At 59.6% G+C, this 22,094-nt stretch carries 17 protein-coding genes; 4 read left to right on the top strand and 13 right to left on the bottom strand.

Translation table 11 applies throughout. The annotated features are described in order from the left end of the window. The first annotated feature begins 128 nt into the window (after positions 1-128). Genes FQ185_RS20485 through FQ185_RS20495 form a run of 3 tightly spaced genes read left to right on the top strand, consistent with a single transcriptional unit; the run spans position 129 to position 3,397 of the window. Complete coding sequence (locus FQ185_RS20485; protein ID WP_149418999.1) at positions 129-2,333, top strand: FUSC family protein; 2,205 nt, start codon at positions 129-131, stop codon at positions 2,331-2,333. Beyond that, positions 2,323-2,523 carry a DUF1656 domain-containing protein gene (locus FQ185_RS20490; RefSeq protein ID WP_008153498.1) on the top strand — a complete coding sequence of 67 codons (201 nt, stop codon included), beginning with the start codon at positions 2,323-2,325 and terminating at the stop codon, positions 2,521-2,523. Before FQ185_RS20485 ends, FQ185_RS20490 begins: the two co-directional genes overlap by 11 nt. 10 nt (positions 2,524-2,533) lie before the next feature. Beyond that, on the top strand, positions 2,534-3,397 hold the full coding sequence (locus tag FQ185_RS20495) for an HlyD family secretion protein (protein ID WP_149419000.1): 864 nt from the start codon (positions 2,534-2,536) through the stop codon (positions 3,395-3,397). A 164-nt stretch (positions 3,398-3,561) separates the two neighbouring features. Here the strand turns inward: FQ185_RS20495 and FQ185_RS20500 are convergent, their stop codons facing one another. From FQ185_RS20500 to FQ185_RS20510, 3 genes are all read right to left on the bottom strand, one after another. Next, positions 3,562-3,960, bottom strand: coding sequence for a DUF4440 domain-containing protein (locus FQ185_RS20500; protein WP_149419001.1), 399 nt, complete (start codon positions 3,958-3,960; stop codon positions 3,562-3,564). 73 nt (positions 3,961-4,033) lie between these two features. Then, positions 4,034-4,858 (bottom strand): SDR family oxidoreductase, encoded by an 825-nt coding sequence (locus FQ185_RS20505; RefSeq protein ID WP_149419002.1) that lies wholly within the window; start codon positions 4,856-4,858, stop codon positions 4,034-4,036. Between the two features lie 34 nt (positions 4,859-4,892). Continuing rightward, on the bottom strand, positions 4,893-5,357 hold the full coding sequence (locus tag FQ185_RS20510) for a multidrug transporter (protein ID WP_149419003.1): 465 nt from the start codon (positions 5,355-5,357) through the stop codon (positions 4,893-4,895). Between the two features lie 167 nt (positions 5,358-5,524). On the opposite strand from FQ185_RS20510, the gene FQ185_RS20515 reads away from it, so the two are divergent. Then, entirely contained in the window at positions 5,525-8,389 is a 2,865-nt protein-coding gene (locus FQ185_RS20515) for an RHS repeat-associated core domain-containing protein (protein WP_256730458.1), read from the top strand. 75 nt (positions 8,390-8,464) lie between these two features. Here the strand turns inward: FQ185_RS20515 and FQ185_RS20520 are convergent, their stop codons facing one another. The 10 genes from FQ185_RS20520 to FQ185_RS20565 form a co-directional block, all read right to left on the bottom strand. Beyond that, on the bottom strand, positions 8,465-9,916 hold the full coding sequence (locus FQ185_RS20520) for a mannose-1-phosphate guanylyltransferase/mannose-6-phosphate isomerase (RefSeq protein WP_149419004.1): 1,452 nt from the start codon (positions 9,914-9,916) through the stop codon (positions 8,465-8,467). A 208-nt stretch (positions 9,917-10,124) separates the two neighbouring features. Further along, positions 10,125-10,778 carry an alginate O-acetyltransferase AlgF gene (locus FQ185_RS20525; protein WP_149419005.1) on the bottom strand — a complete coding sequence of 218 codons (654 nt, stop codon included), beginning with the start codon at positions 10,776-10,778 and terminating at the stop codon, positions 10,125-10,127. Between the two features lie 14 nt (positions 10,779-10,792). Further along, on the bottom strand, positions 10,793-11,968 hold the full coding sequence (locus FQ185_RS20530; protein WP_149419006.1) for an alginate O-acetyltransferase: 1,176 nt from the start codon (positions 11,966-11,968) through the stop codon (positions 10,793-10,795). A gap of 11 nt (positions 11,969-11,979) precedes the next feature. Continuing rightward, on the bottom strand, positions 11,980-13,545 hold the full coding sequence (locus tag FQ185_RS20535; protein ID WP_149419007.1) for an MBOAT family protein: 1,566 nt from the start codon (positions 13,543-13,545) through the stop codon (positions 11,980-11,982). 146 nt (positions 13,546-13,691) lie between these two features. Next, positions 13,692-14,816: a mannuronate-specific alginate lyase gene (locus tag FQ185_RS20540; RefSeq protein WP_149419008.1), complete on the bottom strand. Its 1,125-nt coding sequence runs from the start codon at positions 14,814-14,816 to the stop codon at positions 13,692-13,694. Between the two features lie 7 nt (positions 14,817-14,823). Next, entirely contained in the window at positions 14,824-16,272 is a 1,449-nt protein-coding gene (locus FQ185_RS20545) for an alginate O-acetyltransferase (protein WP_149419009.1), read from the bottom strand. Between the two features lie 10 nt (positions 16,273-16,282). After that, on the bottom strand, positions 16,283-17,872 hold the full coding sequence (gene algG / locus FQ185_RS20550) for a mannuronan 5-epimerase AlgG (protein WP_149419010.1): 1,590 nt from the start codon (positions 17,870-17,872) through the stop codon (positions 16,283-16,285). Between the two features lie 26 nt (positions 17,873-17,898). Next, complete coding sequence (locus FQ185_RS20555; RefSeq protein ID WP_149419011.1) at positions 17,899-19,386, bottom strand: alginate export family protein; 1,488 nt, start codon at positions 19,384-19,386, stop codon at positions 17,899-17,901. Further along, complete coding sequence (algK, locus tag FQ185_RS20560) at positions 19,383-20,885, bottom strand: alginate biosynthesis TPR repeat lipoprotein AlgK (RefSeq protein ID WP_149419012.1); 1,503 nt, start codon at positions 20,883-20,885, stop codon at positions 19,383-19,385. The genes FQ185_RS20555 and algK overlap by 4 nt, the downstream gene beginning before the upstream one ends. A 15-nt stretch (positions 20,886-20,900) precedes the next feature. Next, positions 20,901-22,070 carry an alginate biosynthesis protein Alg44 gene (locus FQ185_RS20565; protein ID WP_149419013.1) on the bottom strand — a complete coding sequence of 390 codons (1,170 nt, stop codon included), beginning with the start codon at positions 22,068-22,070 and terminating at the stop codon, positions 20,901-20,903. Positions 22,071-22,094: the final 24 nt, after the last annotated feature.

A 22,094-nucleotide genomic window follows, 5' to 3' on the forward strand; every position in this document is an offset into this window, starting at 1 on the left:
CCTGTGGGAGCGAGCTTGCTCGCGATGAGGGCGTGTCAGTCAGCAATCATGTCGCCTGACACACCGCTATCGCGAGCAAGCTCGCTCACAGGTTCCGGTTTTCACTGGAAATTATTGAGCAGGATTTGATGACTCCTTTGCCCGCACCCTTACGCTGGCTGTACTCCCTGGAATGGCGCCGCGGCTTCTTCGACTGGGCACGCAGCGATGGCGTGACCTGGGTCTATATTTTCAAAGTGCTGTTCGCAGCGTTCCTGACCCTGTGGCTGGCCATGCGTCTTGAGCTGCCGCAGCCGCGCACGGCGATGATCACCGTGTTCATCGTCATGCAGCCGCAAAGCGGCCACGTGATGGCCAAGAGTTTCTATCGCTTCCTCGGCACCCTGGCCGGGTCGGCGGTGATGGTCGCGCTGATTGCCATATTCGCCCAAAGCACCGAACTGTTCCTCGGCTCCCTGGCGATCTGGGTGGGCATCTGCTCGGCCGGCGCGGCGCGTTATCGTAACTTCCGCGCCTATGGTTTCGTGTTGGCCGGGTACACCGCCGCGATGGTCGGTTTGCCCGCACTGGCCCACCCGGACGGCGCGTTCATGGCCGCAGTCTGGCGGGTGCTGGAAATCTCCCTCGGCATCCTCTGTTCGACCCTGGTCAGTGCCGCGATCCTGCCGCAATCCGCCAGCGCTGCGATGCGCAACGCCTTGTATCAGCGCTTTGGCGTGTTCGCGCTGTTCGTCACCGACGGCTTGCGCGGTCGCAGCAAACGGGAGGCGTTCGAGGCGAGTAACGTACGCTTCATCGCCGAAGCGGTGGGCCTGGAAGGGCTGCGCAGCGTCACTGTTTTCGAAGACCCGCACATGCGTCGGCGCAATGGTCGGCTCAGTCGCTTGAACAGTGAGTTCATGGGCATCACCACTCGCTTCAACGCCCTGCACCAGTTGCTTGAACGCCTGCGCAGCAGCGGCACCGACCACGTGGTGGCGGCGATCAAACCGGGTTTGCAGGACCTCGCCGAACTGCTCGATGGCTTCACCGGTCGTGCCCTGACCAATGCCGATGCGGGGCGGCTGGTGGTCGCGTTGACCGCCTACAAAGAAGGCTTGCCCGCACGCGTTCGCAGCCTGCGGGCAACCTTTCAGGAGAGCGCCCCGAGCGACGCCGAACAACTGGATTTTCACACGGCGTACGAGTTGCTCTATCGCTTCGTCGATGGTTTGCACGGTTATGCACAGACCCACGCGTCCCTGGCCGATCACAGCCATGCCCGGGAGCGATGGGATGAGCCTTTCACCCCGCAAACCAACTGGATGGCCTCGGCCGCCTCGGGGATTCGCGCGACGTTCATTCTGCTGGTGCTCGGTAGTTATTGGGTCGCCACGGCGTGGCCGAGCGGGGCGATGATGACCCTGATCGCTGCCGCCACCGTGGGCCTTTCAGCTGCGACACCGAACCCCAAACGCATGGCGTTTCAGATGGCCTGCGGGACTTTGATCGGGGCGTTGATCGGCTTCTTCGAGATGTTTTTCATCTTTCCCTGGATCGACGGTTTCCCGTTGCTTTGTGTGATGCTCGCGCCGGTGATCGTGCTGGGTTCGTTCCTGACTTCGCGCCCGCAATACGCCGGTGTCGGCCTCGGGTTGCTGATCTTTTTCAGCACCGGTTCGGTGCCGGACAACCTCACGGTCTACAACCCTTACGCCTTCATCAACGACTACATCGCCATGGTGCTCGGCATGCTGGTGTGCGCGGCGGCGGGGGCGATCATTCTGCCGCCCAACAGTCGCTGGTTGTGGCGTCGATTGGAGCAGGATCTGCGCGGCCAGGTGGTGTACGCCATCAGCGGCAAACTCAAGGGGTTGGCCTCGGGTTTTGAAAGCAGCACGAGGGACTTGCTGCATCAGGCTTATGGCCTCGCCGCAGGGCAACCGCAGGTGCAACGGGACTTGCTGCGCTGGATGTTTGTGGTGCTGGAAGTCGGTCACGCGATCATCGAATTGCGCAAGGAACAGGCGATTCTGCCGGTGCACCCCGCTTATGCCGAATCCCAGCCGTGGCGCCAGGCGATCCGGGTGATGGGCCGCTCGTTGGTGCGGCTGTTTCTGCAGCCGAGCCAGAGCAATCTGGAGCGCAGCCTGATCGCGGTCGACCACGCGATCAGCCGGGTTCAGGCCACTGACGAACCCTTCGCCCCGCACTTCGACACCTCCGCATTGCGCCGGGTGAAGAGTTACCTGCACTTCATCCGCACCTCGTTGCTGGCCCCGCAATCGCCGCTCGCGGGCTACGTAAATTGCATCGCAACCGCCAAGCCCCAAGGACTTGAACATGCCTCGTGAAATCGCCTTCCACGGCGTGTACATGCCGACCATGACGTTGATGTTTTTCATCGCTGCGGCACTGGCATGGGCACTTGATCGATTCCTGTCCGGGTTTGATCTGTACCGCTTCTTCTGGCACCCGGCGCTGCTGCGTCTGAGTCTGTTTACCTGTCTGTTCGGCGCCCTGGCGTTGACTGTTTACCATTGAGATCACCCTGATGAAAAAGCTTTTCAGCCTGCTCGCCACCCTGCTGGTGCTGGCGCTCGCGATATGGATTGGCCGGACCCTTTGGGTGCATTACATGGATACGCCATGGACCCGCGACGGTCGCGTGCGCGCCGACATCATCAACGTTGCCGCCGACGTCACAGGCGAAGTGGTCAACGTGCCGGTGCGCGACAACCAATTGGTGAAGAAGGGCGACCTGTTGATGCAGATCGACCCCGAGCACTATCGGATCGCGGTCAAACAGGCGCAGTCACTGGTGGCCTCGCGCAAGTCAACATGGGAGATGCGCAAGGTCAACGCCCATCGCCGCGCCGACATGGACAACCTGGTGATCTCCAGGGAAAACCGCGACGACGCCAGCAACATCGCCGACTCGGCCCTGGCCGATTACCAGCATGCACAAGCGCAACTCGAAGCCGCTGAACTGAACCTCAAACGCACCGAGGTCCGCGCGGCGGTGGACGGTTACGTGACCAACCTCAACGTCCATCGCGGCGATTACGCGCGCATCGGCGAAGCGAAAATGGCCGTGGTTGATATGAACTCATTCTGGGTCTACGGCTTTTTTGAAGAAACCAAACTGCCCCACGTGCGGGTCGGCGATAAGGCCGACATGCAGTTGATGAGTGGGGAAGTGCTCAAGGGGCATGTGGAAAGCATTTCTCGCGGGATCTATGACCGTGATAACCCGGAAAGTCGTGAGCTGATTGCCGATGTGAACCCGACCTTTAACTGGGTGCGGCTGGCGCAGCGGGTGCCGGTGCGGATTCACATTGATGAAGTGCCGGAGGGGGTGCTGTTGGCGGCGGGGATTACTTGTACGGTGGTTGTGAAGCAAGGCGATGGTGCATAGCGTGTAGACCGAGTCGCGCCCATCGCGGGCAAGTCGGCTCGCCGCACCGCCGCTCCCACAGGATTCTGCTGGATGGCATAGACAGCATTAACACCGAAGATCCCTGTGGGAGCGGGCTTGCCCGCGATGGGCGCGACTCGGTCCCACTGACAGATAACGGCAGTTCACTCCTTGCAAAACGTCTCATGCAAATGCCGCCAAACCACCTTGCCATCCGCCTGCTTCTCAAACACCACCGTCGATCGGCGATCGGAATGCAGCCCCGTCGCATCGGTTTGCTGCTCGCGATAACTCACCACGGCGCCACTGTCGTACAGAGCGATGCCATGCAATTCGCTGAGCTCGATCCGGAACCCGAGTTTCCTGCCACCCGCCAGCAGGAACAACTCGCTTAACGCGTTGAAATCCAGCACCCGCCCCAGCGGCGAGACCATGGAAAACTGCGGCGAAAAACGCGTCAGCAACTGTTCAAGCTCTGACTCGTCTCGTTCCTCGGCCAACCACTGCTCGATGGCTATGTGGGCCTGGATTACTTCATCAAAGTATTCGGTGTAGTCGGTCATGTTGTTTCCTGAATTTTTGCAGCATCTGTCCTGACATCATCGCGGGCTTGCCCGCGATGATGTCGACTCGGTCTTAGAGTTGCCCACTCAACCCGAACCGCTTCATCAAACCCGACTCCAGCAATCCCTTGGGCAACAACCCCGCCAACAACGGCAACGCCCGGCTGCCATTGCCCAGACGAATCAGGCGCGGTGGTTTGCCCTGCTGCACAGCCTTGAGCAGCCCGGCAGCAAACTCGCTGGCCGGCGTCGGCTTGTCCTGGGATGCCTTGGCCCGGGCACGTATACCTTCACGCAACGGAAACCACGGTGATTGTTCGTTGATCAACTGCTCGGCTTCATGGCCGGCATTCTTGGCGAAGCTTGAGGCGATGGCGCCGGGCTGAACTTCCATCACACGAATGCCGAACGGCGCCAGTTCCATGCGCAGCGCATCGCTAAGTGCATGTACTGCCGCTTTCGAGGCGCAGTAAGCGCCGGCAAACGGCGTGACCAGTACGCCGGAGACGCTGCCGATGTTCACCACCAGACCCTTGGCCCGGCGCAGCACCGGGAACAGCGCGCGAGTGACGCCGACGATGGCAAACACGTTGGTTTCAAACTGGCGCTGCATGGCCGGCACGCCGCCATCGAGCAACGGGCCCATGGCGCCGTAACCGGCGTTGTTGATCAGTACGTCGAGGCCGCCCGTTTGCTGGTTGATACGCTCGCTCAATAGGCCGAGTGCCGCGCCATCGTTGACGTCCAGTTGCACGGCGGTGAAGCCGGCGGCGGCCAGAACTGCCACGTCTTCAGCCTTGCGCGCACTGGCCCAGACTTCGTAGCCGGCGACCTTGAACGCATCGGCGAGGGCGCGGCCAATGCCGCTGGAACAACCGGTAATCAACGCAACGGGCATGGCGCGGTCCTTGTGCAAAAAGAGAAAAGGAAGATCAATCGGAGAAACTACCCTGCAAACGCTCGGCGCGAAACTCCAGCGTTTGCGGGCGATAGCCCGGGCGCAGCGGAGGCAATGGCAAGCAGTCTTCCCAATTTGCCCCGGCTTGCAGTTCGCCGGGGCCGCGATAGCGGGGTGCGGCGTACTGATTGTCAGCCAGGTTGACCGTATCGCCCGGCGCGTAAGCCGCGACACGCCAGCGCAACTCGGTCAACGGCACGTCGTTGCCGTTATTCATGGTTAATTGCAGCGGACGATCCGCCGGGCAGCGTTCGGGCGCGTAGGCGATACGCAACTCCAGGCGCGCCAGTTGCTTGACCTCGCGGTTGTCCATCCAGATCACCCACATAGCCACCACACCCAATCCGAGGGCCGCCGCCACGGAGACCGGCAACGCCTTGGTCGGGTAGCGCAGCAACAAAATCAGCCAGGTGATAACCAGCAGGACGCCGATGAACATGTGTGAACGCTCCTTGAACTCATGACCACCATCCTACCGAAGGACCGAAGGAATGGACATTCGTCGATCAAGGTCTGTTGCCGTTGGTCGGCACTGTAATTTCTGACAGTAGCCTGGCCTGCCCACGAACGGTTAGATGACTGCTGGCAAACAGGGACGCCACCGACATGCAGGCCTTGACGATGGGAATGCACCACAAAACACCCGGATTGTCCGTTGTCGACCCGCGTGGCCTGCCGATCCGTTCGGTTGATTATTGGCGTGAGGTAGAAGGTGATCCCACTCAGGCACGCATCAACCGCACCTTTTACGATGCCGCAGGACATGGGGTTGAACAGTGGGACCCTCGGCTTTGGGCGCTGCCAGAAGAAGAGCCGTTGAGACGCGCCAACCTCATGATGGTGTTTTCGCTGGCGGGTAACGCGCTGTTCACTGACAGCGTCGATGCCGGTTGGCAGCTCAATTTGCCAGGTCTGGGCAATGAGGTATTGCAGGGGTGGGACAGCCGAGGTACGCGCCGTGAGGTTGAGTACGACGACTTGCTTCGTCCGTTGGTGGTGTTCGAACAGGGCACGACCGAGCCGCGAAGGACGGTTGAGCGCATGACTTATGGCGGTCCCGATGATGACGTCTGGAATCAATGCGGGCAGTTGATCCGTCATGACGACCCCGCAGGGACGGTGCTGTTCGAGGCATTTTCAATCACCGGCCAATGCGTGAAGCAAGTCCGCCACTTCACCCTGGATCCTGTTGCACCTGATTGGCCAGAGCTGGAAGTCGATCGCCAGCGGCTGCTTGAGCCGGGGGAGGGCGCCGCTTCGACGTGGAGTTTCGGTCCGCTCAATGATGTGCTGGAACAAGTCGATGCCAAGGGCAATCGCCAGGTCTTCAGCCTGACCCTTGACGGTCGCTTGCGTGAGACGCGTCTGCAACTTCAGGGGCTGACAACCTGGCAAACGCTGGTCAGCGATATCCAGTACAGCGCCGAGGGGCAGGTGACGCACGAAACCGCTGGCAACGGGGTTCAAACAACCCTCCTTTACCGCGCTGAAGACGGCCTGTTGATGGAGCGCCGGGCACAGGACGGGAGTGCTCGTTTGTTGCAATATTTGATTTACGACTATGACCGGATGGGCAACGTCCTCAGCATCGAGGACAAGGCACTGCCGGTGCGTTACTTCGCCAACCAGCGTATCGATCCGGTCAGTCGCTTTATCTACGACAGCCTTTACCAATTGATCGTGGCCTTTGGCTGGGAGGCGGGCGGTCTTAACCAGGGACCGGAATCGGTGGGACGGGCCGATCCGGCGGCGGTCAGCAACTATCACCAGACTTACAGCTATGACGAGGGCGGCAATTTGCTAAAGCTGACGCACGTCGGCGCGCAGGGGCCTGGACGTGATGTGAAGGCCGCGCGTGACAGCAATCGCTGCCTGCCCTGGCGCGACGGTGTGCCGCCCACCGAAGAAGCAATCGCCGCTGCGTTTGACGCCCTAGGCAATTTGCTGGAGCTGGATCAGGGACGGTTTTTGACCTGGAATCTGCGTAATCAATTGCAATCAGTGAGTCCTGTAGAGCGCGCCTCCGGGATCAATGACCGAGAGTTCTATGTCTACGACGGCGGTGGTCAGCGCGTACGCAAAATCCGCTCACTGAATACCAATGCCCGAGTCGTGGTTGCTGAAGTGCGTTACTTGCCGGGACTTGAACTGCGCACCGACAGTGGCACCAGGGAGGTACTGCAGGTCATCACCGCGCAGGCCGGGCTCAATAGTGTTCGGGTATTGCATTGGGAAACCGATCCGCCACCCGGCATAACCAACGACCAGTACCGCTACAACCTCGTCGATCACTTGAACTCCTGCACGCTGGAGCTCGCCGATAATGCGCGCATCATCAGTCGGGAAACCTATTACCCCTTTGGTGCAACCGCTTGGTCTGCCGGTCCGCACGACACCGATGGGGATTACAAAACCATTCGCTATTCGGGTAAAGAGCGAGATGCGACGGGGCTTTATTACTATGGATTTCGGTACTACATACCGTGGTTGCAGCGTTGGCTTAGTCCTGACCCCAAGGGGGCCATTGATGGGCTGAACCTGTATCGGATGGCCCTGAACAACCCGGTTAGCTTTATTGATGATGATGGAGCCGTCACGCGAAAAAAACTGGCCAACGGATTGTGGGAGCCGGTCATTGCAGCGGGTGCTGCGCGCGACATTCCGGGCGCGCGATATATCGATAGGGGCAAACCAAACTTGAGTGTGCCGGCGACCGGTAAACCGACCAACATTCATAAAGCCCTGGAGGTAGGCGAGTTTAGCCGGGTGGAGGTTAGCACCAAGTTCCTGGACCCGGTCCCCGGTCGCTATTCGAACACTACTGTTTCAGGGGTGAATAATAAAAGTGGCGGGAGCGAGTTTATCTTCACAATGGATAAACTCACTTATTCAGGAGAGAGCAAAGGGGCGTTCAATGCATTAAGAATTGTCGACATTCCGAAAGGCGAGATACCCGACAAAGACAATGCGGTATCAGGTTTCTGGGCTCCTCAGGGCGGTTATGTTGATATACCTCTAAAGCCCACGGGAACCGATCCTGATCATGTATTCACGCCAGGCTTCAGTGGTTGTTCCCTGACGGTGGATCAACTAAACGACAACGTGCTTCGCGTTCGGCATGTGGAGGGCTCGAAGGAAAACTCGCAATACAATGAACTTCCTGCAAAGGAACATGGGATGGGGCTCGCTGCGGCGATGGAGTTTCAGGACTACGGATATGCCCCGGACGGGCAAGGCCAACAGGAACAAGTCACAACCGGCGTCGCTTTTATGAAGTACGACCGAAAACAACAGGTCTGGAATATTCATTATCAGACCATTCAAGGGCAGAGCAGTATCGAGCGCTACGCGCCAGGTAAAACGGGATTGTTCAATCGCTCGAACGCTGCTGTTTCCGTTTATTCACAGACGAAGATTAGAAATACCATGGCCAAGCAGGTGGTCATGGCGAAGAAACGAGTCAATGGATAAAAAAAGCCCCCGACCAACCCGCTGCGGATAGGGAACGCAGCGTGCTGGACGGGGGCTTGTTGTGTTACCGGTCAATCACTGCGCGATGGTTTTCACCGACACGCCACGCTCGATCGGGTTGGAGCGACCGTAGATATCTTCAAACCGCTCGATATCGTCTTCGCCCAGGTAGCTGCCCGATTGCACTTCGATGATTTCCAGCGAGATCTTGCCCGGATTGCGCAAGCGGTGGACCGAGGCGATCGGGATGTAGGTCGACTGGTTTTCAGTGAGCAGGAACACGTTTTCGTCGCAGGTCACTTCAGCGGTGCCGCTGACCACGATCCAGTGTTCGGCGCGGTGGTGGTGCATCTGCAGCGACAGGCACGCGCCCGGCTTGACCGAGATGCGCTTGACCTGGAAGCGGCCGCCCATGTCCACCGAGTCGTAGGAGCCCCACGGACGATAGACTTCGCAGTGAGTCTGGGTTTCGCTGCGGCCCTGCTCGTTGAGGGTGTTGACCATCTGTTTCACGCCTTGGACCTTGTCCTTGTGGGCGATCATCATGGCGTCTTTGGTTTCGACGACCACGATGTTTTCGAGGCCGATCACCGACACCAGTTTGCCGTTGCCGTGGATCATGCAGTTTTTGCTGTCCTGGATGACCACATCGCCTTTGGTGACGTTGCCATTGGCGTCTTTTTCGTTCACTTCCCACAACGACGACCAGCAACCGACATCGCTCCAGCCCGCGGTCAGCGGTACAACGCAGGCGCGCTGGGTTTTTTCCATCACCGAGTAGTCGATGGAATTGTCCGGGCAGCAAGCGAAGGTGGCGGAGTCGAGGTCGACGGTGTCGGCATCCTGCTCGCTGCGTTCCAGGGTCAGCATGCAAGTGTCGTAGATGTCCGGATCGTGCTTTTTCAGCTCTTCGAGGAAACGGCTGGCACGGAACAGGAACATGCCGCTGTTCCAGAAGTAACCGCCGGATTCGACGAATTCGGTGGCGCGCTTCACGTCCGGTTTTTCGACGAAGTGCGAGACGCGGCTGACGCCTTCCGGCAGCAACGAATCATTGGCCGACTTGATGTAGCCATAGCCGGTTTCCGGTTTGGTGGCCGGTACGCCGAACAGCACCATTTCGCCGTTTTCTGCAGCGACCGTGGCCAGGGCCAGCGCGCGTTGCAGGGCTTTCTGGTCGTCCAGCACGTGGTCGGCTGGCAGCACCAGCATCAACTCGTCGCGACCTTCGTTGACCAGCATCATCGCGGTCAAGGCCACGGCCGGCGCGGTGTTGCGGCCGAACGGTTCCATCAGGATGCGCTGTACGTCCAGTTTGCGGGCGCCCAGTTGCTCGTTGACGATGAAACGGTGTTCCTTGTTGCAGACCACGATCGGGGTGTCCATGCCTTCGAACACCAGGCGTTCCAGGGTCTGCTGGAACAGTGTTTGTTCGCCGGTCAAGGCGAGGAATTGCTTAGGGAACTGTTTGCGCGAAAGCGGCCAAAGACGTGAGCCGCTACCACCTGACAAGATCACCGGAATCATGTTGTTACTCCTTGAAAATCGTATGGGTTAGAGCTACTGCGTTCTGTCGTTTCACTCTTTTTCTTATTCCGTGTCCCAATTGACACCTCGGTCCCTGTGGGAGCTGGCTTGCCTGCGATGGCATCACCTCGGTCTGAACGTTTCACCGAGTCGTCTGCATCGCGGGCAAGTCCGGCTCCCACAGGAATAGGTCAACCGGGCAAATGTATTAGCGCGTCGAAACCGGGCGTTTTACCCAGACTGGCGACAGGCTGCTGCCGCTGCCGGTGACATACAGCACGGCGGCTTCACCACGTTCCAGGGCAACCGGTTTCACGTCGCCGACTTTCTTGTCGCCATCGTATAGCGCCAGGCTGACTTTGACCGGGTTGATTTCACGCTCGCCACGGCCTTTGGCCGCAACGTTGGGAACCACTTCAGTCTTGCCGTCGGCGGTTTTCAGGGTCAGTGGCTTGTCGCTGAGGTTCTGTACGCGAACCAAGGACTTCTGCTTGTTTTTGAACGGCGGCTCTTCGATCAGTTGCGGTGCGCCGCTGGCGTTGTTGACCAGGGTGTAATAGTGGTCGCCGGCCAGTTTCACCGGCAGGGTCTGGCTACCGACCTTGGCGCTGTAATCGCCGCCCGGCATGAAGCTGAAGTCACTGCTGGCTAGCGGCGCGACTTCGCTCAGGCTGGTGGTGCCGACGGTGGCGCTGACTTCAGCATTACCGGCGTTGTAGACCCGTACGAAGCTCGAACCTTTCGGTGCGGTCGGGCCATAGAGTGCGGCGTCACCCGCGAAGGCGGACATCGACAACACGCTCATGCCTGCAACGAGGGCAAAGGTCTTGGCGAGACGGCGAGGAGTAGTAGTGAAAGTCATGGTGTACCTCTCTTTCAGTTTTGCGCCCGGTCGGGCGTCTCGGATTTAGTGTTTGCGGCTACGTTTTGTTGGCGAACGCCAGCTTCTTTGAGCTCTGCGACCCACTGCGGGTCGGCGTCACCGATTTCGTTGTTCACAGGCAGATAACGTTCAGGAAACTCCCAGATCAGCACCTGTGGCGGGCTGTTCTTGAAAGCATCGCTTTTCAGGTAGCTGAGCATCGGCAGAATCGGGCCGTGGCCGTCTTCGGCGTAATTGACCACGTCGCTGTTCAGCGCTTGTTTCAGCGCACCGACGAAGTTCCAGTTAGGGTTGGCGCTGTAGCTGGTGCCGATCAGGGCCACCGGCACTTCGGTGTTGGCGAACAGGGCGTCATCACCGGCAGCCTGGTCTTGTGCCGCAACGGTATTGCGCTTCTGCAACGGCTCTGGCTTGGGCATCAGGTTTTCGAACAGCGGGTCCAGCGGCAGGAACAACCGCAGGTCGCCCTTGTGAGTCACCTTCTGCGCAGGTTCAGTGACGAAGTGTTGCGGCTCGCCGCTCAGCGGCGTTTTTTCGGCGATCGTTGTGGCCAGGGTCTCAGCAGCGATTTGCGCGCCTTCCGGGGTCCAGTGAGTGTCAGTGCGCAAGAACACTTGCTGACCGTCCAGCTTGGCCTTCAGCATCGGGCCAAACAGGTCGGGAGCGAGGATCTTGTTGGCCGCCACACGTGCGTGGAAGTCCTCATAGAGGTTGGCGTGAATGCTCGAAGGCTTCACCTCACCCAGGTGTTCCGGATACAGGCGAGTCTTGGCCGGCACAATCGCCATCACCAATTTCACGCCTTTCTCTTTCAGGGTCTGGCGCACGCCTTCGACCAGCGCGTAGTTGCCTTGCAGGTTCAGCTCTTCGTTGACGATAGGGTTGAACTCTTCATCGCTGTACAACCATTGGTCGCGACCGAGCACGACGCCCGGACGACCTTCGTTGAACAGTTTGAAATCCAGCGCAGCCCAAAGGTTGGTGCCCAGGCGCTTGATCGGGAACTCGTCGTCGTAGTGCGTTTCCACGGCTTTGGCCCAGCGACCGTTGAGCACCGTCGTTTCGGCAGAGGTACTAAAGCCGAGGAAACTGCGCGTGGACCACAGGCCCAGGGCCAACAGCGTCACCATGAACAGGCCGATGTAGAGGATGCGTAATGAGCGGGTCATAGTCAGATCCCTCAGAACTGGAAGTAAAGGAACGGCGAGAAGCTTTGCGCCGAGAGTTTGAAAATCGAGGCAATGAACAGCACCAGCACCAGCGTGCGCATCACGTAACGCGACCAGTCCGCCGTCCAGTAGGCCGGTTGCACAGTCGCTTCAACGCCGACGGTGTAGCCAGGCTGGTGGATGCTGCCCGGGTTGTCGCCCGGTACGGCTTTGATCATTCCAGGCGTAGCGGCAGCCGGGCCATCGGCTTCGACGTTCACCGCAGGCTTGGTCTTCTCAGGCGGCAGGTTGCTGTAGAAGTCACGGATGCCGAAGAACGCCAGGGTCATGTAAGCCACCACCAGAGTCGCGACTTGCAGACCGGTGAGGCTGGCCGCGTTGAGTTCCGACAGCGACCATTGGCCGAAGCTGAACATCGCGTGGTACATGCGACCGGCAACGTGCAGGTTTTCCGAGCGGAAGATCACCCAACCCATGACCACGAGCAGGAAGGTCAGCGCCCAGCGGATCGGGTTGATGCTGCGCGGCGAGGTGTTCAGGCCGAGGGCTTTTTCGATTGCCAGCCACATGCCGTGCCAGGCGCCCCAGATGACGTACGTGATGTTCGCGCCGTGCCACAGACCACCGAGCAACATGGTCAGGAACAGGTTGCGATAGGTCATCAGCGTGCCTTTACGGTTACCGCCCAGCGTGATGTACAGGTAGTCACGCAGCCAGGTCGACAGGCTGATGTGCCAGCGACGCCAGAACTCGGTGATCGACTGGCTGATGTACGGCTGTTTGAAGTTTTCCATGAAGCGGAAACCCATCATCAAGCCCAGGCCGATGGCCATGTCGCTGTAACCGGAGAAGTCGAAATACAGCTGCGCGGTGTAGGCCAGTGCACCGAGCCAGGCGTCGCCCGTGGTCGGGTTCTGCAAGGCGAAGCAATGGTCGGCCACCACCGCGAGGGTGTCGGCGATGAACACCTTCTTGATGAAGCCCTGCATGAACCGCGTGGCACCTTCGGAGAACTTGTCGAGGGTGTGGGTGCGATTGTTGAACTGGTCAGCCAGATCGCGGAAACGCAATACAGGGCCGGCAATCAAGTGCGGGAAGATCGCCACAAACGCCGCGAAGTCGATCAGGTTACGGGTCGCCGGGGTGTCACCACGGTAGACGTCGATGATGTAGCTGATGGACTCGAAGATGTAGAACGAGATCCCGATCGGCAACAGCACGTGGGTCAGGATGAACGGCGACAGACCGACCGACGTCATCATCGCGTTGATGCTGTCGACGCCGAAGTTGGCGTACTTGAAGTAGCCGAGAATGCACAGGTCGACGCCCACGCCCAGAAGCAACCAGCGCTGTGCCGGTTTGGTCCGAACGCCTGCGGCACCGACTTTGAGGCCGATCCAGTAGTTCCACAACGTGACGGCTGCGAACAGCGCAAGGAAGTCCACACGCCACCAGGCATAGAACACGTAGCTGGCGAGCAGCAGCAGCAGGTTGCGATAGCGTATTCCGCTTAAGTAGTACATGCCGAGAAAGATCGGCAAGAACAAAAACAGGAACACGTTGGATGAAAATACCATCCCGGTCTCTCCATGTTTAACCAACAGTCAAGGGCCAACGGCCCCCCCAAACCCCCCACCGAAAAACCGGGGGTATATCACTCAACTCAAATCTTGCACTGACCCTGTGGGAGCAAGCTCGCTCCCACAGGGTTTTGCGTTTGGCTCTAGGAGCCTTTTTTGCCCTTCTCATTCGCCGGGTCGTAGACCTTGGTCAAATCCCCGCCGAGGCGGAAGGTCTTGAACGGCTGCATCCCATGCTTTTTCTCAAGCACATCCGGCGAGCAGGTGTAGAGCGTGCAGAACGGTTCGAGCCAGGCGAATTTCGAGTCGACCTTGAGGTCGGTCATGTCCTGTTCCTTGCCGTTCTTCTTTTCGAATTCGTCGGGGTCTTTGACGCCCGCGAGTACTCGATCACCCAGGCGTTTGAGCGCGCTGTTGTTTTCCTGACGCAAGTCCACACCGTTGACCTGAGCGAAACTGGCGATCATCGCCAGCGGCGGCAGGGCGTAGTTGTGATAGGCGAGGGCGCGTTGCTGGCGCTTGAGTTCGTTGGGCAGGAAACCTTGAGCGTCGATTTGATTGACGCCGACTTTGTATTCCTTCACCGACCAGTCGAACAGGTCGCGGCGATTGGTGGCGATAGACGTTGCCATCACCGACCAGGCGGACCAATACGAGTGGTTGTTGGTTTTTTCCAGCGGCAGGTTGTCCCAGTCGCTGACCACTTGATCAGCCATTTTGCTGAACCAGGCTTCAATCAACTGCGACTCTTGCTGATGGTTGGCCAACGGATGCGAGTCGGAAAACTTCAGGCGGATATAGGACGACGCCATGCTGCCCAACGCCCATTTGCGCATGGACTTGCCGGTGTGGTTGAAATCCTTGGACATCAACGCATCGGCCTTGGCCCAGGCGGTCAACCAACTGAGGGTGCATTCCAGCTGTTCCGGACGACCGTCACGCATGTACTGCATTACGCGCTTGCTGACGCCGCGCTCAATCTTGGTGATGTCGGCCGTGGTGTCGCGGAAGGCTTTTTCCGATGCCTCGTTCAGGGTCGAACGGGCCTTGTCGGAGCCTTCGTACTTGCTGCGAAATTGCAGTGAACCGGTATAGGGCGTTGGCATTGCGTCGCAGCCTTCGCTCTTGCCGCCGGTTTTGACTTTTTCAATCGGCGCGAAGTAACCCTGGGGCGGACGCAGGGGCGCGGCGGCCTGGGTGGCACCGGCGAACATCGCCAGTGTCAGCAGGGAGGGCGCGAGTAACTTTTTCAAAGTTCGGGTTTGCATAATTGCCTCATTGCCCGGCCTGAGCGGTACGTTGCTCAGCGCTTGGGAACACGTTGCGTTTGCAGATTTTCGCTTCAACTTTTTGCGGCGTGGCGCCTGCTTCAGGCCCCTGGATTTCGACGGCCAGCAGATTCTGCGAGGCCCAGTCTTCGTCCGTGCGCAACTCAAAGGCGAAACGCCCGTCGGTGTCGGAGGTTTCCGGTTTTTCGATCTTGATGTCCTCGTGGCGACCGTTCATGTACCAGAGGGTGGCTTGCAGAGTTTTCACCGACGGATCGGCGAAGCGAATGTCAACCTGGTGACTGCGGTTTTGCAGGTTCAGGTTCTTGCTGTTGACCATCAATTCGTTCTTGCCCGGTTTCAACGTGGTGCTGCCGGTCATCTGTGCATCCTTTCCTTCGCAACCGTTGTCCAGCAGCGCCATCATCTGGCGGTAGATGGTTTCCTGGTCGAGGCGATAGAGCGGCGAGAATTCCCAGATCAGAATCTTCGGCGGCTTGGTCTGGAACTCTTCGCTGCCCAGGTACTGGAGCATCGAACCTTCCAGGCCACCGCCGGGGAACGCCACGTTGAGGATGTCGGCGCCGATGGCCTCTTGGAGGAAACCGGCGAAGTTGTAGTTCTTGCCACTGTGGCTGGTGCCGACCAGGGTGATCTCCGGATTGCCGGAGTCACTGAACAGGTCGCCATCGCCTGCTTCGCCCTTGGGCTCGGTGGTGAATTGATCCATGTACTGGATCGCGTAGCTGGTGCCACAGAGTTGACCGGCCATGTTGTGTAATGTTCCGGTCTTGCCCATGCGACCCGACTTGTGGCTCTCGAATTCGCGTTTCGGCACGTCAGCGAAGGCCGGCAATTGCTTGATTTTTTCGCCGACGATTTTCGCTGTGCGCTGGGCGCCATAAGGCGTCCAGTGTTGGTCGCCGCGGAAGTAGAAGTCGTGAGCCGGCAGGGTGTCGGGCAGCGATTCATTGGTCAGTGGCGACAGGTCCGGCACTACGTAACCCATCTGCTCGAAACGACCGAGCATGGTCTTGTAGTTCTTCAGGGCCTTGTCGAAATCGAACTTGGCTTTGTCTTCCGGGTTGAGCTTGTTGCGGTTCACCAGGCCGCGGGTCGGCTGGTAAACCACGACCAGTTCCACGCCTTTGCTTTTGAACGCATCGTGCAATTCTTTCATGCGTTTGTAGCCGACAGGCGTGGTGTTGAATTCGGTGCGCAAGTCTTCTTGCGTCCGGAACAACCAGTCACCTTGCGCCTGCACCAGCGTGGTGAAGTTCTGCTGGTAGCGGGTTGTGTAGTTCTTCGCGTCGTGGGCTTCCGGGCACAGGTTGCAGCACGGTTCGGCGCTGAAGGCAGGTGCTTTGGCTTCATCGGCACGAGCACCGGCGCTGGCGGCCAGAATGCCGGCGGTCAGGGCCGACAGGCTGAGTAATTTGATCAAGTGTGGGTGCATAAAATTATCCTCAGTCCTGCATTTCGGTCTGGCGTTCGACAGGGTCGATCAGCACGGCTTTCTGCTGGCGCACCAGCAGGTCGAGAATTTCATCCTGACGCTCGCCGAGAATCCCGTTGAAGCTGATGCCGCTGGATTTGGTCGGTGCGAGCATCGACACGCGATACAACTCGACGCTCAGCGGCGAGTCGATGGACAGCGGCCCGCTGCCGTTACCGGCCAGTTCGCCGCCGACGATGATCAGCGACACCTGGGCGTCGAACGGGTCGAGCTTGATGTTCCGGTCGGTGTCGCTCAGGTCCTTGATGTGCCCGTAGACGCCGGTCAGGCCGTTGGCCATGGCGAGGTTTTCGTAAAGGCGAATGTTCACACTGTTACGAATACGGATGCCATGGCGACGGTTGCTGATCACCTTGTTGCCCCACAGCAGGTTGTCGCCACTCTCGTAGAGGGTGATGCCGTCGGTGTGGTTCTTGTAGATCTCGTTGTAGGCGATGACGTTGTTCACGCTGTTACGGTCGATCACCAGGCCCGACAACTTGTTGTCGTAACTGCGGTTGTTGAAGATGAAACTGTCGTTCACCTCACGGGAAATAATGATCCCGTGCTTCTTCTTGGTCCCGAATACTGTGTTGTCGGCGATGATCAGACCGTGGGAACGGTCATGCGGGTCGATGCCGTAGACGATGTTGTCTTTGTAGGTGTTGCCCTTGACCACAAAGTTCTCGGTTTCGTAACAGTAGAAGCCGTACCACATGTCCGAGAACTCGGAGTCGATGATCCAGCCGCTCGGCTCAGGGCGCTTGAGCACCTTGGCCATGTTTGGCGTGTACTGGGAAATACTCACGCCGTAGGACTTACTGTTGGCGTAGCCGAAACTGGCCATCTTGCTGTTGGCGATGTAGGTCTGGGTGCCGCCCCAGGACAGCAGGAACGGACGGAATTCCTTCGCCGACTTGAACGTCGCCGGGCCGTTTTCCTTCTCGCGCCAGCCGGTGATTTTGGTATCGCGCACAAACAGCTGGCCGTCGTTGACCAGGAACGAACCCGCTTCCTGGGACAGGCGCAACTCCTGGGTCTGCTTGTCGATTTCCAGGATGCCTTTGTTGCCGACCACGATCGGCAACTTCGCCAGGAACACGCCCGGCGAGGTTTCGCTGAAGTACTGTTTGGGCACCTCCTTGGCCAGATCCTTGAGGTTCATGTAGCCGTCGTCGACGAAGATGGCCTGCGGGATGCCGTGCTGACGCACTACCCATTCAGCCATCCTGTTGTCGCCGCCGATGAAATCCTTCAGGGCGTTTTCCTGCATCATCCGGCGCACGCTGATTTTGCCGGGCTTGGTGCGCACGATTTTCGCGGCGATGGCTTCGGCGGTGTAGCCGGAGGTGTCCGGCAGTTTTGGCTTTTCCAGTTCCAGCGGCGCGGTCGGTGCGCTGCTGACGGTGTAGGTCTTGGCCTGTTGCAACCCTTTGGCAATGGTCGGCTGCTGCCCTTTCTCGACGGGCGCGGCCGGCCCCACACTGGCGAAGGCCGCCGAGCTGGCCAGCACAATCGCGCCGGCCAGCAAGGTGATCGAGCCTCTCTTCGGATTGTTCATGTCAGGAACTCCCTTCGCGGTTCGCATCAGAAGCGCCAGATCACGTCGACAAACGCACGGTGCATGTACGAGTCGACGCCTTTGCCGTACGCGTCGCCGGGCTTGAACACGCCGCCACGCAAACGCACGAGGGCCGAAGGCTCATCGATCGATTGGCTCAAGGCGGCAGGCAACAGGCCTTGCTTGAAGTACTTGGTGACGACCACGTCCATTTCCTGACCGAGGTCTTTGTTGCCATCTTCCAGCGGCAGGGACGTGCTGGAGAGCACCGCGCCGGTGATGTCGTCGGTGTCGTTCTGCACGGCGTTGATGCCGTTGCTGCCGACTGGCTTGTTGCCGTCGACGCGCCAGAATTTGTGGTAGATGACACTGGCGTCGTATTCGTCGTTGAGCATCCACGAACCGAACAAGGTAGCGCTCTGCATATTGTTCGTTTCGCCACGGAAGGCTTCGCCGAAACGGTGAACCCGCGAGCGAGTACCGGTGTAGTTCGAGCGGTTGCTTTGCAGGCCGTTCTGTTCGTAATCAGCGCTGGCACGGGCATAGGCTGCACCGACTTGCCAATGCGGATCGAGGCGCAGACGCACGCCCAGGTCAGTGGCCCAGCCATCAACATCGCCACTGGTTTTGGCTTGTGCCGGTGCGGTGCCATCGGCGTTCAGCGGGTTGACCTTGTCGCGGTCGCCACTCATGCCGGTCACGCTGCCCCAGTAATTGACGGTGTTGGTGTTGCGCCAGTTGTAGGCATCGCTGTCGGCGGTGAGGCCGATCCAGCTGATGTCGCCATTCTCTTTCTTGTCCAGAGAATCGGCGGCCACACCGGGCTCGGCGTAATCGAGCTTGCCGTCATCGTGGGTGTGATGACCGCGAATGCCGACCCAGTTGCCCGGCGTCCACTGATACGCCGCATCGGCGTAAGCGTGCAGGCGATCCTTGTCCTTGGGCGCAAGTTCGGTGAGGTCGGTGCGGTATTCGCTGAAGCGTTCGGCAACACCGGCGTTGGCACGCAACAGGGTGGTGTCGAAGGTCCAGTTCAGGGCTTCGATGTTGGTGTCGCGCCATTGGCCATCGTCGTTACGCAGGCGTTGGCGACCGAGCTTGAGGATCTCGCCGGGGTACGGCGTGAGGCCGCTGTAGCCGACCCAGAACTCGCGCATCGCCAGGTAGTTTTTCTTGCTCTTGCGATCACCGTTGTCGGTGGCCTGGGTGCCGTCGCTGTCGGACTGCTGCAGAGTGTCGGTTTCGACGATGTCGGTGGACGTCACCGCCTGACCCATGGCGTAGCCGCTCCACGCGCCGCTCTCGCCATAAATCCATGGGCGCAAGTCGAGGCCGACGCCATTGACGTCGCCGCCGCTCTGCGTACCGAGGTCGGTGTCGTCTTCGGACTGGGCAGTGATTTTCACGTCAAGGCCGTAGTTCTTGCTTTCAGTCAGGGCCGCCAGGGTCGGGCACGACCACAGCAGGGCGAACGACAGGCCGATACCGGCCTTAACAAATGGATTCAACTTCATAGGGATTCCTCGCCGTCTTCTTCTTCCAGGGCATGCAGTTCCAGCGAGTTCTGGCTCAAGGAACTCCGAACGGCCTGTTCTTGTTTCAACAGGCGTTGGGCCTCGGCGAGCTGGGCAGGCGGCAGTTGGGCTTCGAGTGTTGTCGCAAGTTCGGTGGCTTGCGGGGTGTCCTGAGCCTTAGCCAATTGGCTGAAGACGTAAGCGTTGAGCGGGTCGGGCCGGGTGCCCTTGCCTTGGGAGAACAGTTGGGCAATGGCGAAGTCGGCGCTGTTCTGGCCGTTGCGCGCAGCCTTGAGCAGGTGATCCAGGGCTTTCTGCGAGTAGACCTTGCCCAGGTAACCGCGGCGGTAGATCTGGCCGAGGTAGTAATCGGCGGCGACTTCTCTGCCGACGGCTTTCTGGAAGTGTTCTTCGGCGACCTTTGCGTCGGCCGGGACCATTTTGCCTTCGTAGTAGAGCTTGCCCAGCAACAGTTCGGCGCGGGGCTGGTCGGCGGCGCGGCCGTTGTCCAGGTACTTCATCATCGTGTCGACATCACCGAGTTCCGGGAAGTCGTAGAGCAATTGCGCCAGGCTGACCCAGGAAGCGGGGTAGCCGGGGGCGATGCCTTCAAGCAGCGACTGAGCGGTTTTCTCGTCGGTCGTGCCCAGGGTTGCATTGCCGAGTACGCGGGCGACGCTGTCGACGCGCTGAGCGGAAACCGTGCCGCGAGCCTGAGCGGCTTGCATCTGCTTGATCAGCTCGGCCTGTTTCTCAGGTTTGGCCTGTTTCTGATAGACCGTGGCCAACTCGACGTAGCAGATGTCGGTAGTGTTCAACGCCGCTTTGCAGATCGTTTCCACTTCGTCCAGATGCTGGTCGTAAGTGCCCTGGGTGCGATAGAGCAGCACTTGGGCGAGGCCCGCTTCCGGTTTGCCTTCGGCGCGCCATTGGCTGATCTGTTGTTGCGCGTTGACGTTCGGGAAACTGTGCGGGTATTGCAGGTAAAGCATGGCCAGCGGGATCAGGGTGTTGCCTTCGCCATGGGCCGAGGCTTTCTTCAAGAGGCCTTCGGCTTCGTGCTGTTCGGCCTCGGTGGAACCGGGCTTGGCCACCAGCAGACGACCCAGGCGAGCCTGAGCCCGCGGCGAGACGTCGACCGCGGCGCGGTAAGTCGCCTCGGCCTGCTTGATCTGCGCCGGGTCACGGCTGTCGACCTGAATATCGGCCAGACCGACCTGTGCTTCGCTATAACCCAGGTCTGCCAGTTGCTTGTAGTTCTGCTGAGCCAGCGCAGTGTCGCCGCGCTTGAGGGCTTCATTGGCCAGACGCTGGTCGGGCAGGCCGGCGCAACCGGCCAGGCTGACTGCCAAAGCCAAGGCACACACCGTACCCATGTGGGAGCCAGCCTGCTGGCGATTCAAGCGGCTCGGTACATCAGACAGACCGCGGCGATCCCATCGCGAGCAGGCTCGCTCCCACAGGGACTGCGGCGTATTCGAAATTTTTGTGATGGTCACGGGCATGTCCTCTGCTTAAATACCGGCGGCCATGGCTTTGTCGATCAGCCAGTTCAGGTTCGGACCACGGGTGGCGTTGACTTCAACCGGGCGACCGGCGAATTTGCTGTCCAGCGGCTCGTCAGGCTTGATCAGCACGCGGATGTCGGACGACAGGTCGGCGCTTTTCAAGCTGGTGCTGCTGATGATCGTGCCGGAGCGGGTTTTGTCTTCGCCGGCGATCTGGAAGCTGACCGAGCTGCCTGGCAGCACGTCGCCGAACTGGCGATAGGAGAAGCGTGCTTCAACGTTGGCTTCGCTGTTACGCGGCACCAGTTGGAAGATCACGTCGCCCTTGCTGGCGTATTGGCCGTCGGCGACCATTTGTTGAGCCACGGTGCAATCGCACGGCGACGTCAGGGTGCCGGTCATTTGCTTGCCGAACAGCTCTTCAACCTTGGCCGGTTGCAGTTGGTTATCGTCCAGATGGCCCTTGAGTACGTCGAGCATGCTGGTGCTGAACGTCGCCAGCGGGGCGCCTTTGGCGGCAACGCCGTCGGGCTTGATCAGGCTCTGCACCGTGCCGTCGCGCGGCATGGTGATGTTCATGCCCGCCACACTGACCAGACCGGCCTGGGCGTGGCTGACGAAGTACATGCCGTACACCGACTTGAAGATGAAACCGAATGCCGTCAGGCCAACGAGGAAAATCGCCAGACTGAAGGTCACCGCACGCAGACGCCCGAACGGGGTCATGCCGTGGCCGCCATCCTTGTTCTTGCGCGCCTTGGTGAAGTTGTCGCGCTGCAGGGTTGCCAGCACTTCACCCATGCTGACGATGTCGCCGGCCAGGTGCGAGGTGATCAGGTGGCGCAGGGTCGAAATGTCTTGTGGTTCCAGGTTCTGGAACTGGCAACCGACACGACCGGTCTGGCGGTCGGAGGAGCGAATCAGCAACTCCACGTCCATGGCCAGGCCCAGGTTATCGATGACGAACTGCAGGCGAGCCTTGTACACGTCGCCGACTTTCAGTGGCAGCTGACCGGCGTTGAAGGCCAGGCCGCCAGCGGAGAGGTCGATGACTCGAGCTTCTACCGGGGTCCGGTCAGGACCGTAGAAGCGCAGCTTGGCCGGGATTTTCACTCGGGCGTGTTGGCGCTGGGCTTCAGATTCATGCACTACGTTGGCGTTGACGGCGGTATTCATATGGGCGATTTCCTAGTTAATTCA

Source organism: Pseudomonas sp. ANT_H12B, assembly GCF_008369325.1.
Classification (GTDB): Bacteria; Pseudomonadota; Gammaproteobacteria; order Pseudomonadales; family Pseudomonadaceae; genus Aquipseudomonas.

Excerpts from the sequence above, each read along its gene's own strand:
- FQ185_RS20485 (WP_149418999.1), top strand. The coding sequence starts at position 129 with ATGACTCCTTTGCCCGCACCCTTACGCTGGCTGTACTCCCTGGAATGG.
- FQ185_RS20490 (WP_008153498.1), top strand. The coding sequence starts at position 2,323 with ATGCCTCGTGAAATCGCCTTCCACGGCGTGTACATGCCGACCATGACG.
- FQ185_RS20495 (WP_149419000.1), top strand. The coding sequence starts at position 2,534 with ATGAAAAAGCTTTTCAGCCTGCTCGCCACCCTGCTGGTGCTGGCGCTC.
- FQ185_RS20500 (WP_149419001.1), bottom strand. The coding sequence starts at position 3,960 with ATGACCGACTACACCGAATACTTTGATGAAGTAATCCAGGCCCACATA.
- FQ185_RS20505 (WP_149419002.1), bottom strand. The coding sequence starts at position 4,858 with ATGCCCGTTGCGTTGATTACCGGTTGTTCCAGCGGCATTGGCCGCGCC.
- FQ185_RS20510 (WP_149419003.1), bottom strand. The coding sequence starts at position 5,357 with ATGTTCATCGGCGTCCTGCTGGTTATCACCTGGCTGATTTTGTTGCTG.
- FQ185_RS20515 (WP_256730458.1), top strand. The coding sequence starts at position 5,525 with ATGCAGGCCTTGACGATGGGAATGCACCACAAAACACCCGGATTGTCC.
- FQ185_RS20520 (WP_149419004.1), bottom strand. The coding sequence starts at position 9,916 with ATGATTCCGGTGATCTTGTCAGGTGGTAGCGGCTCACGTCTTTGGCCG.
- FQ185_RS20525 (WP_149419005.1), bottom strand. The coding sequence starts at position 10,778 with ATGACTTTCACTACTACTCCTCGCCGTCTCGCCAAGACCTTTGCCCTC.
- FQ185_RS20530 (WP_149419006.1), bottom strand. The coding sequence starts at position 11,968 with ATGACCCGCTCATTACGCATCCTCTACATCGGCCTGTTCATGGTGACG.
- FQ185_RS20535 (WP_149419007.1), bottom strand. The coding sequence starts at position 13,545 with ATGGTATTTTCATCCAACGTGTTCCTGTTTTTGTTCTTGCCGATCTTT.
- FQ185_RS20540 (WP_149419008.1), bottom strand. The coding sequence starts at position 14,816 with ATGCAAACCCGAACTTTGAAAAAGTTACTCGCGCCCTCCCTGCTGACA.
- FQ185_RS20545 (WP_149419009.1), bottom strand. The coding sequence starts at position 16,272 with ATGCACCCACACTTGATCAAATTACTCAGCCTGTCGGCCCTGACCGCC.
- algG (WP_149419010.1), bottom strand. The coding sequence starts at position 17,872 with ATGAACAATCCGAAGAGAGGCTCGATCACCTTGCTGGCCGGCGCGATT.
- FQ185_RS20555 (WP_149419011.1), bottom strand. The coding sequence starts at position 19,386 with ATGAAGTTGAATCCATTTGTTAAGGCCGGTATCGGCCTGTCGTTCGCC.
- FQ185_RS20565 (WP_149419013.1), bottom strand. The coding sequence starts at position 22,070 with ATGAATACCGCCGTCAACGCCAACGTAGTGCATGAATCTGAAGCCCAG.